9 protein-coding genes are annotated in these 13,879 nt (G+C 49.0%); 7 read left to right on the top strand and 2 right to left on the bottom strand.

Annotation, left to right across the window (positions count from 1 at the left end; all coding sequences use genetic code 11):
* Window positions 1-7: 7 nt before the first annotated feature.
* Window positions 8-1,087 (bottom strand): AraC family transcriptional regulator, encoded by a 1,080-nt coding sequence (locus tag ACGHZ6_RS01135; RefSeq protein ID WP_390616935.1) that lies wholly within the window; start codon window positions 1,085-1,087, stop codon window positions 8-10.
* Window positions 1,088-1,318: 231 nt separating this feature from the next.
* On the opposite strand from ACGHZ6_RS01135, the gene ACGHZ6_RS01140 reads away from it, so the two are divergent.
* From ACGHZ6_RS01140 to ACGHZ6_RS01165, 6 genes are read left to right on the top strand one after another with little or no spacing between them, the layout of a single operon-like run.
* Window positions 1,319-2,209, top strand: coding sequence for a peptidylprolyl isomerase (locus ACGHZ6_RS01140; protein ID WP_390616936.1), 891 nt, complete (start codon window positions 1,319-1,321; stop codon window positions 2,207-2,209).
* The gene (locus ACGHZ6_RS01145; protein WP_390616937.1) at window positions 2,206-4,539 is read left to right on the top strand and encodes a DUF3604 domain-containing protein; all 2,334 of its coding nucleotides are present in this window, start codon (window positions 2,206-2,208) and stop codon (window positions 4,537-4,539) included. The genes ACGHZ6_RS01140 and ACGHZ6_RS01145 overlap by 4 nt, the downstream gene beginning before the upstream one ends.
* A gap of 5 nt (window positions 4,540-4,544) precedes the next feature.
* On the top strand, window positions 4,545-5,051 hold the full coding sequence (locus ACGHZ6_RS01150; RefSeq protein ID WP_390616938.1) for a hypothetical protein: 507 nt from the start codon (window positions 4,545-4,547) through the stop codon (window positions 5,049-5,051).
* An 8-nt stretch (window positions 5,052-5,059) separates the two neighbouring features.
* Window positions 5,060-6,274: a HupE/UreJ family protein gene (locus ACGHZ6_RS01155; protein WP_390616939.1), complete on the top strand. Its 1,215-nt coding sequence runs from the start codon at window positions 5,060-5,062 to the stop codon at window positions 6,272-6,274.
* A 54-nt stretch (window positions 6,275-6,328) separates the two neighbouring features.
* Complete coding sequence (locus tag ACGHZ6_RS01160; protein WP_390616940.1) at window positions 6,329-8,632, top strand: DUF3604 domain-containing protein; 2,304 nt, start codon at window positions 6,329-6,331, stop codon at window positions 8,630-8,632.
* A 2-nt stretch (window positions 8,633-8,634) separates the two neighbouring features.
* Window positions 8,635-10,050, top strand: a complete 1,416-nt coding sequence (locus tag ACGHZ6_RS01165) for an MFS transporter (protein WP_390616941.1) — start codon at window positions 8,635-8,637, stop codon at window positions 10,048-10,050.
* Here the strand turns inward: ACGHZ6_RS01165 and araC are convergent.
* Window positions 10,047-11,216 (bottom strand): arabinose operon transcriptional regulator AraC, encoded by a 1,170-nt coding sequence (araC, locus tag ACGHZ6_RS01170; protein ID WP_390616942.1) that lies wholly within the window; start codon window positions 11,214-11,216, stop codon window positions 10,047-10,049. The genes ACGHZ6_RS01165 and araC overlap by 4 nt on opposite strands.
* Window positions 11,217-11,559: 343 nt before the next feature.
* On the opposite strand from araC, the gene ACGHZ6_RS01175 reads away from it, so the two are divergent.
* On the top strand, window positions 11,560-13,863 hold the full coding sequence (locus ACGHZ6_RS01175) for a glycoside hydrolase family 3 C-terminal domain-containing protein (protein ID WP_390616943.1): 2,304 nt from the start codon (window positions 11,560-11,562) through the stop codon (window positions 13,861-13,863).
* The last annotated feature ends 16 nt before the right edge of the window (window positions 13,864-13,879 follow it).

Below are 13,879 nucleotides of genomic sequence, written 5' to 3' on the forward strand. Positions count from 1 at the left end.
TAATGGTTTATGCGGAAAACTCCATCTGGTGTTGCTTCCTGAACTCGCCAGCCGTTTGCCCTGAATAATTTTTGAAATGCCGATAAAAAGAACGTGTCTCGGCAAAGCCCAGTTTTTCGGCAACCGACTCCATGGTCAGGTTCGTCTTGGCCAGGTAATGGCTTGCCATTTCAAAGCGCAATTCGTCTAACAGCAGTTGGTAGCTGGTGTCTTCTTCCTTGAGCTTCCTTTGCAGGGTGCGACTGTTCATATTCAGTTGTTCGGCAATTGCTTCCCGTCGCGGCACGCCATTATTCATCATCAGGCGTAACAGGTTTTTGACCTGATCGGCAAAGGAACGGTTTTTATCCAGCTCTTTGAGTATGAGTGTGGCATGGTCAAGCAGTGAACTCAAAATAGCCGGGTTGGCCTGGGTGATGGGGTAGCTTAATGAACCGTTATCAATGGTGATGGCATTATAGGGCTGATCAAACAATACCTCGCAACCAAAAATATTATCATACTCGCCTAGCAATGCGGGATCGGCAGGTGCGCTATGGGTAAAGCACACTTGTGTCGGTCCCTCGTTTGCACGATCTGGTAGTAGGAACTCTCTCGCATAGCAGGCCCAGGAGGCGAGAATATTTTCTGTAATATGGCGTTTGACGACCGGATCTGTGTAATTGCAGTCCCAGCGCAGCGATGATTCTTCAGGGCCGTAGATAGGGGTGGAATACCCCATATCACCGATAATCTTTTCGAGGATAGGGGTTTTATCCCATATCTCGCGCAGATTGGCGCAATTCATATTGATATAGCCCTGTATGCAATACATATCGTAGGAAATATGCGCGGATGTATGCAGGCCAAAGCAGGGGTCGCCGCTGGCGGGAATCAATAGGGAGAGCAGCTTTTCAAGCGCCGATGCGGGTACCCATTGGTTGTTATCGTTAAGAACGTCTGGGGAAATACCCGCTTGCGTTAATAAGGGCGCGTAATCAATGCCGTAGGTCTCGGCAGAGCGGAGGTATTGCTTCACTGCGGGTACTGAGGCCAATCCAGCTTCCGGGCTGACACTCCGTACGGGGGGCAGTTGTTCATCCTTCATAGGTGATGCGCGGCTCTTATTTATCTTCTAATCAGTCTGCGATTATAGGCTTAGCGGTTTTGCGATACCAGCAGGGGGCAATGGCTGCAATCCAGGGGCTCTCTGCAGGGTATGTCTCGATTTGTGATAACGCTGTCTGCATTGGACATTCGAATTCTGTCTGCTTTTCCTATTATATAAGTGAAGCTCATACCTGCCGGTCTCCCCGTCCACGCTATCTTCATACGGCTTATGTCAAAAGTAGATATTAAATCAAATACTTATCTCAGGAAGTGGCGCATTGGCCTGGCGGTCATCGTCTTGCTTGCCAGCCTTATTGTCGGAGGGGTAGAGCAGTCCTGGTGGGTTTCAGAAGAGGGGGCTTTGGTGATGGTGAATCAGCGCCCCGTGACTCGAGATCACGTCGTACAGGTACTTAACAATACGCAGTCCATCTCACACCGTGAGCTATCGCCAGAGGAGCATCAGCGATTACTGCAGCTTCTGGTTGATGAAGAACTGATGCTCCAGCATATCGAAGCGCAAGGCTCCCTGAGTGCAGAGCCGCGTTTGCGCAAGGATTTAGTACACCGGGTGATTGATGATGTGGTGAAACAGTTCTTGGCAAAACCGGTATCTGAAGATGAATTGCGAGCCTTTTACAGGGATCACCAAGCTGTTTTTCAGCGTTCCAAGGCTGCCGCCATAATCGTCTTTCGTGTTGAGACGCCGGATCACGCCGAAACCATCAGCCAGGCAATAGCAAGTACTTCCTATCAACGGGCAAGCCAGTTGCATGCTGAGCATATTGTTAATCATATCCCCAACAGCCTCATGCCCGCGTCTGGTTTGAGGCGTTACTTGGGGCCTTCGCTGACCCAGGTGGCCATGTCTCTGCATGCTGGCCAATTGAGCGAACCGCAGATAACCGATGAGGGTGTTTATCTATTCTACGCCACGCGTGTCAAAGCATCCTACCAGCCTGCCTACGAAGAAGTTGCAGAGGATGTCAGGGCGGAATATTACCGTCGCGGGCGTGATCTGGCGTTAGGGGCATTATTGTCACGCTTACGTGCTCGGGCAGATATTCGAATCAATAGTGCCTTGCATGAATTAAATGATCCTCGTGGGGGAGGCGTATGATCTCGGGTTTTACCAAGGCCGGTTGGCGTAAAAAACTAGTCGTCAGCGGTATAGTCATTGTTGTTCTGGCTTTCGTTGTCCTGCTTGAAACCTACGTGCGTATTGCCGATCCTGAAGGTTATTACCAAGAGGATCCTTTGCAGCCGGGGCAATCTTCATCTCATAAAACGCCCCAGGCAAATATCGATCTTCGTTACGCTTCGCAACAGCAGGCCCGAGTTGAAGCTCAGGCGGCAAGTGAACTGGCAGGTGATGATAAACAGATTCTTTTCGGCGACACCCATGTGCACACCACATGGTCGCTGGATGCGTTTATGTTTTCCCTGCCGGTGATGACTGGCAGCCGTGGCGCTTACCCGCCTTCGGCGGCTTGTGATTATGCGCGCTATATTGCGCAATTGGATTTTTTCTTTTTGGCGGATCACGCTGAAAGCTACACACCTGAGCGCTGGCAGCAGGCGCAAGAAGCCATACGCCATTGCAATGCGATCGCAGGAAGCCCTGACAATCCTGATCTGGTAGCTTTTATGGGATTTGAATGGTCGCAGATGGGTAATACACCTGAGGAGCACTACGGCCATCACAATGTGCTGTTTAAAGATATCGAGTCGCATCAATTACCTGCGAGACCTATTGCTGCATCTGGGCTGGCTACCAGTGGCTTGCGTTCGGCTGGAGCGGCGCAGGCGATGGCAAAGGGGTTGCAGTGCTTGGATTCCGGTAATAAACCCTATTACCAATCGATGCTGACCTTCTTTGAACAATTAAAACAAACGCCGGACTGCCTGCAAGGCGTGCCGAGTCCTGAGCTACCGACAAGTTGTTATGAAACGGCCGCAACACCAAAACAGCTTTATCAAAAACTGGATGAGTGGGGTTTTGACACTCTGGTTGTCCCTCACGGCAGTAGCTGGGGAATTTATACCCCGCCGGGGGCAAGCTGGGATCATCAATTGGTGAGAGACCATGTTGATGCAAATAAAGGGCGGTTGATTGAAGTCTATTCCGGTCATGGCAACTCCGAAACGTATCGCAGCTTTGTAGCCCGCGCTTACGATGAGAGTGGCAATATCGTTTGTCCTGAGCCGCGTGCCGATTATTTACCACGTTGTTGGCAAGCCGGTGAAATTATCAGAAAGCGTTGCCTAAAAGACAATGAGACAGTCGAAGAGTGTGAACAGCGAGCGCTACAGGCAAGAGCGCACTTTCTTGAATTGAATAATGTTTCATCCTGGCTGAGCGTACCCGCCTCCACGGTTGATGAGTGGCTGGATGCTGGCCAGGCTCGTGATGTCTTCGCCCCGGCGTTTAACTATGTACCGAAGAAATCCGTTCAGTATGGTTTGGCGTTAACCAATTTTGATGATCCGCAAAATCCGTTGCGCTACACGTGGGGATTTATTGGCTCTTCGGATACACATTTTGCCCGCCCGGGTAACGGCTTTAAACAGTCCCCTCGAATTGGTACCGGTGATGCCGGTATGCGCGGTGGTAAAACCCCGTTTTGGCACTGGATGATTTATGAGAGGGGCAAGGGGGCACCGGAGTCCCGCTCCCGTTCCATTCTCGATATAGACAGATATAGAGACGCCGGGGTTTCAGAGCAGGAACGCAAAATGTCTTTCCTGACCGCAGGCGGTGTTGTTGCCGTGCATGCAAATGGACGCGATAGGGAAGCGATATGGAATGCCATGCAACGTAAAGAAGTTTACGGTACCAGCGGCCATCGTATTTTGTTGTGGTTTGATTTGGTCAATGCGGCTGAAAACCAGAAAGCCCTGCCCATGGGCAGCGAGCTGGCATTACCGCACAACCCAACATTTAAAGTAACTGCCATTGGCTCGTTTAAACAGCAACCCGGTTGCCCGGATTACGTCAAGGCAGCGTTAACTGATCGAAGGTTACAGAAACTCGGCAATGGTGAATGTTATAACCCAAGCAATGAGCGATACATGATTGATCGCATCGAGGTAACCCGCATTAGGCCGCAACAATATCCTGGGGAGCCAGTGGATGCGCTTATTGAAGACAATTGGAAAACCTTTCAATGCACGCCTTCCCCAAGTGGTTGCACGGTAACCTTTACTGACGAAGATTTTGCGAGCCAGCAACGCGATGCCCTTTACTATGTAAGAGCCATTGAAGAAAAAACGCCCATGATTAATGGCGGTAATCTAAGAGCAGAATTCAATGATAAGGGTGAGGTCGTTGGTATTAATCCTTGTTATGGCGGCATACGTACACCCACAGACGATGACTGTACGGTTATGCAAGGCCAGCGGGCATGGTCATCGCCCATATTTGTCAACTTTCTAAATAAACAAAAGTAGCCGTTATGTATTCACGTGACGTGACAGACACATCAGGAGAGCAGCAAGAAGGCGGATGGTTGTCATCGCTGTGGTTACCTTGCGGGTGCGCGATGATCGGCGTTGTTATTGCTTTGGCGCAAGCGTTTGGCGTGCTCAGTGATCTGCCTGATACGGTTGCGGTAAAGGTTAACCAATCAGAAATATATATGACGGACTATCAGCGGGCCTTGGCGCTGATGGCAAGCGAAAAGCGTGGTGAATTAACGCTACAAGATAAACAGCTGGTATTGGATAGACTGATTGAAGAGGAATTATTGGTACAGCACGGTATGTCCCTGGATCTGTTGAGAAAAGATAAGAATTTTCGATCCGATGTTGTTCAATCGTTAATGATACGTGTAGCCAATACTGTCGAGGTGAGTGAAGGTTGGGGTGAGGTAAATAACGACACGATTCCTGAAAGTGAAAAAGCGTTGCGGCAATTTATCGCACAGTTACGCGCTGAGGCAGAGATTACATGGGTAGAGTAAGTTTACGAATGCCAGGTTTATACTCAGTGAAGGCATTGCTGTGCTTACTGGGTTGCCTCCTGTCTTTGCAAGTCTATGGGCATAATGCCAGTCAGTCATTTTCGCGATGGGTTATTGAAGGCGATAAAGTGGAAGTGACCTTTACAGTTGGTTCCCGGGAAGTGACTCGCTTACCTTTAATAGAAAGTGAAGCCCCAAATCTCGATCGCTTGCTGTCTGCGCATTTACTGCGAACCCTGCAGGTGTCTGCGGCGGGGCAGGATTGTCACGTCGACTCTGAGGGGGAGGTTATAGCGGCCGAGCGTGGACTGATGCGCAAAAAAATCACCTATATCTGCCCGGAAGGTGATGCCTATTTCATAGCCGTAAACAGTTTTTTCTCAGTGGCATCCAGCCATGTTCATTATGCGAGTGTTGATATCTCCAGTGGTCAAGATCAGCAATATTTGTTTACCAGCAACAGGCGTGTTCATGATCTAAACACGGGGGCTGGCGCAAGTGACAATCTGGGTTCTGCAATATTGCAGTATTTGGAGTTGGGGGTCTTTCATATTATTGCCGGGATAGATCACCTGGCGTTTCTATTGGCGCTGATATTGATGTCGCGCCGCTTAAGCTATCTAGTCTGGATTGTATCGGGATTCACCCTAGGGCATAGCATTACCTTAAGTCTTGCGGCACTGGGTCTGGTAACGCCAGATATTGGCGTAGTTGAAGCATTAATTGGTTTTAGTATTGCTGTTGTGGCCATCGAGAATATTGCCGCAACAGGCTCCAGGGCCAAGCAGCTGTCGCGGTTATTCTCTCTGTTGCTGTTGGGATTGGCAGGTTTGTCGTATCTGGCAGGCAGAAGTGAAGTGTGGCTGAGTCTTATCGGCATGGCGCTATTTAGTCTTGCCTACTTACCTATGGCCAGTGACAAAGATGCCGCCTTGGCATCTCGTCCGCTGCTTACCTTGATATTTGGTCTTGTCCATGGCTTTGGCTTTGCCGGTGTATTGAGTGATGTGGGTTTGCCGGATGGCATGCACTTGCCGGCACTGGCAGGTTTTAATATTGGCGTTGAGATAGGGCAGCTGTTGTTTGTTGTTTTCTGTTGCTGCCTGTTGAGGTGTGTTCAATTGCTTGGTGTTGGTTTAAGGGAATTTGTGCTGTCCCGTTTTATCTCGTCAATTCTGTTGGGATTGGGCAGCTACTGGCTGGTGATTCGCAGCTTGGCCTAATAATGTGAAACAAAAAAAGAATGGCAACCTTATGTTGTTGGTAGAGGAGTAAACATGAGAAAGCTTTATTGGCTGGCGGCTATGATGACGGCTATAGTAGCGGTTGGTTTGATAATTCTATTGTCCGGTAAAGCGCCAGATAGCGCTTATAAAATATTGCCTACCTACTTTGCGGACCCGCAGCAGCTGTGGAAAGAGACTCCACTCGATAATCAACCGGTAACAGAAGCACGCATACCAGCATCCGTTGTTGCGGACAGATCGAAGGCGAGAGCACACGCGAATACCCCCTCTAGCGAAAAGCAAATTCTCTTTGGCGACACTCACGTGCATACCACCAACTCTGCTGATGCTTTTATGTACAGCCTGCCCTTGATTCATGGAGCCAGGGGGGCTTTTCCTCCGGCCTATGCCTGTGACTATGCCCGCTTTGTATCGCAGTTGGATTTTTTCTTTTTAACGGATCATGCCGAAAGCTATACACCCACACAATGGCGTGATGCCATTGAAGCGATCAAACATTGCAATCGCCTTGCGGGTGATACTGGTGATGCAGATCTGGTGGCCTTTATGGGCTGGGAATGGACTCAGGTCGGGGCTACTGCAGAGCAACATTATGGCCATCACAATGTGCTATTCAAAAATATTGAAGAACTGCCTGCCAGACCTATTGCGTCGGTAGGCGCTGGTGTATCAACCATTGCTTCCCGAAGTAATAAATCTAAACAACCATCGATTTTGCAATGGTTAGATCCGAGACATAAAGACTACCTGCGCTCTTATAATGATTGGGTGGATATAATGGCAGCCACACCCGTGTGTGATCCTGACATTGCCAGTCCATCGCTGCCTGCTGATTGTTATGAAACCGCTCTAACACCGTCGGAGCTGTTTCGAAAACTCGATCAGTGGGGCGGAGAGCATCTGGTGATTCCCCACGGGATGAGTTGGGGCTTCTATACCCCGCCTGGTGCTTCGTGGGAGCATTCGCTAAAAGCAAAAAATAGTGACCCCAGTAAAACCTCGCTGATTGAGGTTTACTCTGGTCACGGTAATTCAGAAGTGTTTAGGGATTTTGCGGTTCGCAAAAAAGATGACAATGGAGGCTGGTATTGCCCCGACCCCCAAGCAAACTATTTACCTGCCTGTTGGCAGGCGGGTGAAATTATTAGGGGGCGTTGTTTGGCTCAAGGAGAGACGAGTGAGGAGTGTGAAAACAGAGCCACGCTGGCACGCAAAAACTATGTGCAAGTCGATACCATACATGGCTTTTTGACGGTACCGGACAGCCATCCCGAAGAGTGGCTGGATGCCGGGCAGGCACGGGATGTTTTTTTGCCGGCCTTTAACTATCGGCCAAAAAAATCGGCGCAGTATGGTTTGGCGTTGCAGGATTTTTCTGATGTTGAATCCCCCAAACGTTATCGCTGGGGTTTTATAGCTTCTACCGATACCCATTCCGCCAGGGCTGGTCACGGCTTCAAGCAGATAAACCGCCTGTTTACCGCCGATGCCAACGGCGTGCGATCATCATTTTGGACTATGTTAAATCGCTCAACGGTAAACTTGCCTGAAGCCGCTGCCCACTCTCTACCGGTAGAGGCAATCGATCCGGTAAAAGCGGGCATTTATGCCTCTGAATTTGAACGAACAACGTCCTTTATGAGTGCCGGTGGATTGGCGGCGGTGCATGCAGAGAGGCGTGATCGCGATGCGATTTGGGATGCGATGAAACGGCGCGAAGTTTATGGCACCAGTGGTCATCGCATTTTACTGTGGTTTGATCTGCTCAATGCAACCGATTCAGAGAAAACACTGCCGATGGGCAGTGAGGTGACTATGGGGCAGGCACCTCGATTCAGAGTCAGTGCCAAGGGGTCATTCAAACAACTACCCGGTTGCCCGGATTATGTGGTGAAGGCAATGGCTGAGCGACGTCTTGAGCGTATGTCCTTGGGGGAGTGTTATTATCCATCGGATACCCGCTATGCCATAGACCGTATTGAAGTGGTGAAAATTACCCCGCAGGCCTTTGACAATGAACCGGTTGCCCCTTTGATCGAGGATAAATGGAAGGTCTTTACCTGTGAGACCTCCGAGTCAGGCTGTACTATCGAATTCAGTGATCCGGATTTTGTGAGAGGTGAACGTACAGCCATATATTATGTGCGTGCTATCGAAGAGCCGACTGCGACAATAAATGGTGCTAATCTTAGAGCAAGCTTTGATAAAGCTGGCGAGGTAACAGAGGTTGACCCTTGTTATGGAGACTATCGCACGCCTTCTACCGATGACTGTCTGGCAGAGCTTGGCCAGAGGGCATGGTCATCCCCCATTTATGTGGATTTTGAGCGTTAGATTTGGCCAAGCTACATTTTAAGAGCAAATTCAGTTACGGCCTGGGGCAGTGGGGATGGGCGGCTAAGGATAGCTGCTTTCAATTCTTTCTGTTTTTCTATTATACCCACCTGCTTGGTCTTTCTCCTTTTCTTGCTGGCTTGGCTGCTCTTCTGGCGTTAGTTGTCGACGCTATTACCGATCCCTTGGTTGGTCATTTATCGGATAGTGTCTCAAACAAAAAATGGGGCCGTAGGCACCCCTTTATGTTGTTTGCGTTACTGCCATTCTTTATTTCATTTGTCGGGGTTTTTTATCCGCCGTCAGGTCTGTCACAAGATAACTTGTTTTTGTGGTACTTGTTGTCATCGATAGCCGTGAGGGTATCGCTTACCGTATTTTCCGTACCGCATATGGCGTTAGGCGCGGAATTAACCGCCGACTATAACGAACGCACGCATGTTGTTGTTTACAGAAGCTCGCTTGCCTATATCGGAGGTATTGCCATTCAGCTTGTTGCCTGGTTTGTGTTTATTCCGATGGCAGCAAAAAAAAGTTCGCCGATTGAAGGTTTTCAATATATAGGCATCCTGGGCGCTACCATGGGTTTGGTGGGTATGATGGTCGCTATTTGGGGGACGCGTAAGCATATTCCTCATTTGATTAAAATTTCAGAGCGGCAAGAGCGGCAGCCTTGGCATTCAGCATTTGGCAACTTGATTTCACTGTTTAAGTTTTCATCGGTTAGGGCGCTGTTATTGGGGTGCCTGTGTGTGGCCATAGCGGGAGGCGTTTCCAACTCCCTACTTATTTATATCAATACACTTTTTTATGGTTTTGAAAGCACACAAGTCGGTGTGTTTATGTTATGTGTGCTCCTGTCACTATTACCTGCGGCCTGGTTATCATTAAAGGCAACACGTTATATCGGCAAGAGTAAGGCGTTAATGGGTTGTTTGCTGGTAGCGGCATGTTTGGGCCCTGCTCCTGTAGTTGCGCATCTGTTCGGTATTACGCCACCCAGTGGTAGTAGCGGATTATTGCTGGTCATTTGCCTGTTCATCATTTTTCAACAAACGTTCTTTATTGCCCACATCAACAGCTTTGCTTCAATAGTACCGGATGTGGCCGATGAAATGGCATTAACCTCTGGGTTGCGTCAGGAGGGATTGCTGAATTCAGCGATAATGCTGATCCAGAAAATGTCATTCGGTGTGGGCACATTTATCGCCGGTATTGTGGTTGAATTGGCGCAGGTTCCTGACTATGAAAATATACAGCTGCTGCCTGAATACTCTCTGCCTTCCTTGGCGGCTGTATTTGCTCTGACAAGCTTTTTATTGCCCCTTATCGCCGTATTGTTTTTTTCGCGCTATAACGCAAACTATTCCAACTACCTCGAGGTGCGGGAATCGCTTGAAAAAAGTAGACCTAACTAGACCTGCTGGCTTTCGATGGGAGATTCTGGCTGATCGCCGTCCTGCGGCAATTGGGGAATTTGTTTTTTGGTTCTATAGTCTATCGGGCTGCAGCCTGTGTGTTGATGGAAGCAGCGAGAAAAGTAGAGCGCATCGTTGTAACCCACCATGTCAGCAATACGGCTAACCGGCTGGTCAGTTTGTTGCAGCAGTTGCGCTGCTCGGGTCATACGGTGCTCATCGCGCCAGCGTACGATCGTTGTGCCTGTGTGCTGTTTGAATAACGAAGAAAGACGCGCAACAGACAGACCTATATCTTTTGCCAGTGTGGCCACGGAAAACGACTTGTTATAGTTGGCTAAGATATAATCCTTGGCTTGAATGATTCGACGATCGACTTTGGTGTTTACTGTTGCTGGTGCAATTTTCTGACAGTGAATAAGAATCTGTTCAAGTAAATTGGCAGATAGCCTTTCTGTTAATTCATGCTGATCAAAGCGTATATCCAGTAACTCTGTAAAGAGCGATTGTATCTTTTCCAGGGCTTGGCCTGAGCTTTGGATATGGTAAATATTGGGGCCTATCTCGGGCCACTGTAGGAGGTCCAGCCAATCATCTTGCAAAATAAAATAGACCCATTGATGTTCCCAAACTTCACAGTCAGTGTGGCGTTGATAATCATAGAGGGCATCGGGTGAGAGCAGGACCAGGTCGCCTGGCTGGCTAACCAATTGATTGCGAATGCAATTGTAAGAGCCCTGGCCTTCGGTCGTTAATTGTAGTGTCCAGCCGACTTTGACATTAGGGCGGCGAGTCACAAAATCACTGACGGTATTGCGGGCACAGCGTGTCACCCCTGGCGCTACACGTTTTTTTATCTGTGGATCGACATTTTCCAAAACGGCGTAAAGCTCTGTGATAAACAGACATGCTTGTTGGTCACTAAAGCTATGGGTATTTTTGAAACTTGCTTGCCAGCGAGCCAAGAGCGCTTCCAGTTTTGGTTGCTCGATTAGCATCACGGGAGGCATCACCGTCTCAGGCAGATCGCAGGTGAGGGTATAAAACGGACTGCCCTTGTGATCTCCCCAGACGATTTTAATGCAGAAAATATAATCTTCCCTGCAGACGGGCTGTCTGTTGGCCAGCTGCCAGTATATGTTTGCAGCTCTCTGCAGTTCAGTCATCTACCCTGGGTCTCCTCTCCGCTATGTAATGATGCTTACGACTATAAGATGGGGCTGCTTCGGGCATATATTCATTTCTTATAATAGCAACCAGAGCTTATATGCATAGTAAATATATGTAATGTTGGGGTCTTATGCCGGGCTTGAGCCATAACAATAATAAATTTCTCCATGTCCTTGTGATATTCCTGCATTCTCATTGCTGGCCACAGTTGCAAGAATGATTACAGTCAGTACCAGTGTAAGTAGAGAGTGGGCTGGTAATCAATATCTTGTAGATTCCGGAGTGTAGTAGATGACGATGAAGTTGACCCCTAAGCAGACGCTAGGCATGGGAGTAATTATGGCAGTGGCACAGGTGTCGGAAGCGGCAGTCGATAATGATCAAATTGAGGCGCTAATTGCAGCCATGTCACTGGAAGAAAAAGCCCAGTTAACCTCCGGTGCAAACATGTGGGATACCAAACCCATTGATCGCCTCAACATTCCATCAATCAATATGGCCGATGGCCCCCACGGGCTCAGAAAGTCACTGACCGGGCAGTTTGGTAATGCCGAGCCTGCCACATGCTATCCGCCAGCAGTGACCCTGGCGTCAACCTGGAATACGGATCTGGCCTATAAGGTCGGCGGCGCTTTGGGGCGCGAAGCTCAAGTGCAGGATGTACAGATCCTGTTGGGGCCTGGAACCAATATCAAACGCTCTCCCCTGGGCGGCAGAAACTTTGAGTACTTCTCCGAAGACCCGGTTCTGTCTGGCCAATTCTCCACCGCCTACATTAAAGGTGTGCAAGAGCAGGGGGTAGGCGTTTCCTTAAAGCACTTTGCCGTTAATGATCAAGAACACGAGCGCATGACCATCAGTGCTGAAGTTAGCCCGCGCGCCCTGCATGAGATTTACTTAAGACCTTTTGAGATGGCGGTGAAGGAATCATCACCAACATCGCTGATGAGCGCTTATAACAAGGTCAATGGCGTCTATGCTTCCAATAGTGAGTATTTGCTGAATGATGTCTTACGCAAAGATTGGGGCTTTGACGGTGTGGTAGTCACCGATTGGGGCGCGGTGGATGACCGTGTGCAGGGTATTCGTGCGCGTTTGCATCTACAGATGCCTGCCGATGGTGGTATTAACGATCGAAAGATTGTCGAGGCGGTAAAGAGCGGCCAATTGCAAGAAGATGCGCTGGATGATGTTGTACGCCATCTGTTGAAAGTGACACTCGAGCTTGATGAAAGCAGCGGTCGCTATAAGGAGTTCGATGCAGAGGCTCACCACGAGCTTGCCTATCGCGTTGCCTCCGAAGGTATTGTGCTGTTAAAAAATGCCAGCAATATCCTGCCCTTAACGTCGACTGATAACGTGGCTGTTGTGGGTAACTTTGCCAAAACACCTCGCTACCAGGGTGCGGGCAGTTCGCTGGTAACGCCAACCAAAGTTGAAAGTCTGATGGATCATCTGGATGCGGCTTTCGCCCCGGGTTATGACCTGATGGGAAGAACAACACCGGAGTTGATTAACGATGCCCGTGATGTGGCTAAATCCGCCGATAAGGTGGTGGTCGTGTTGGGTTTAACCTTTATGGAAGAGTCTGAAGGTTTTGACCGCGCTGGCTTTGGTATCGCCCCTGGGCATCAGCAACTACTTGACGCGATGATTGAGGTGAATCCGAACGTCGTTGTGGTACTGCAAAATGGATCGCCGGTGGCTATGCCTTGGATTGATCAGGTTGACGGTGTACTGGAGGCCTATCTTGGTGGTCAGGCCGGTGGCCGCGCGCTGGCTGATGTGCTGACCGGAAAAGTAAATCCGTCGGGTAAGTTGGCTGAAACCTTCCCCAAGCGTATCGAAGACAATCCTACCTATATCGCCTGGGCCGGAGAAGAGGGTAAAACCTATTACAATGAAGGCGTCTATGTGGGCTACCGCTATTATGACAAGAAGAAAATTGAGCCCCTGTTTCCCTTTGGCTATGGATTATCCTATAGCACCTTTGAGATCAGTGACTTAACACTCGATAAAAAGGCAATAACCGATACGGATTCTGTATCTGTAACCGTGAAAGTAAAAAACACCGGTGCAGTGGCAGGTAAGGAAGTTGTGCAGTTGTATATCAAAGATGAAGAGTCTTCTGTCACACGTCCGGAACAGGAGTTAAAACACTTTGCCAAGGTTGAACTCAAGCCGGGGCAGGAAAAAGCGGTTTCGTTTACACTGACCAATAGGGATTTTGCATTCTACAGTGCCAAACACGAGCAGTGGCTAACGGAAGCAGGTGACTTTACTGTGTTGGTGGGTAATTCGTCCCGTGGTCAATCGGTTAAAGAGAAAATTCGTATTACCGATGCCAAAATACCAAAACAGCAATTTACCCGCTATTCGCTGGTAAAGGACATTCAGAAGCATCCGGTAGGCAAGCAAATTATTGCTGAAATGATTCAGAAGCTGGCAGGCAACGTGTTCGGCTCGGACAATCCGGCCAGCGCAGGACAGCCGCCAGAGATTGCTGAAGTACAGAAAATGAAAAAGGGCTTAACTATGCAGGCACTTATTTTGGATATGCCGATTAAAAATGTTGTGCAGTTCTCCAAAGGCCAGGTCAGTGATGAGGACCTGGGGCGTATTTTGGCGATGCTTAATCAATGAAAGCCATAAAGAGCAT

Source organism: Maricurvus nonylphenolicus, from assembly GCF_042854845.1.
GTDB classification, from domain to species: Bacteria; Pseudomonadota; Gammaproteobacteria; order Pseudomonadales; family Cellvibrionaceae; genus Maricurvus; species Maricurvus nonylphenolicus.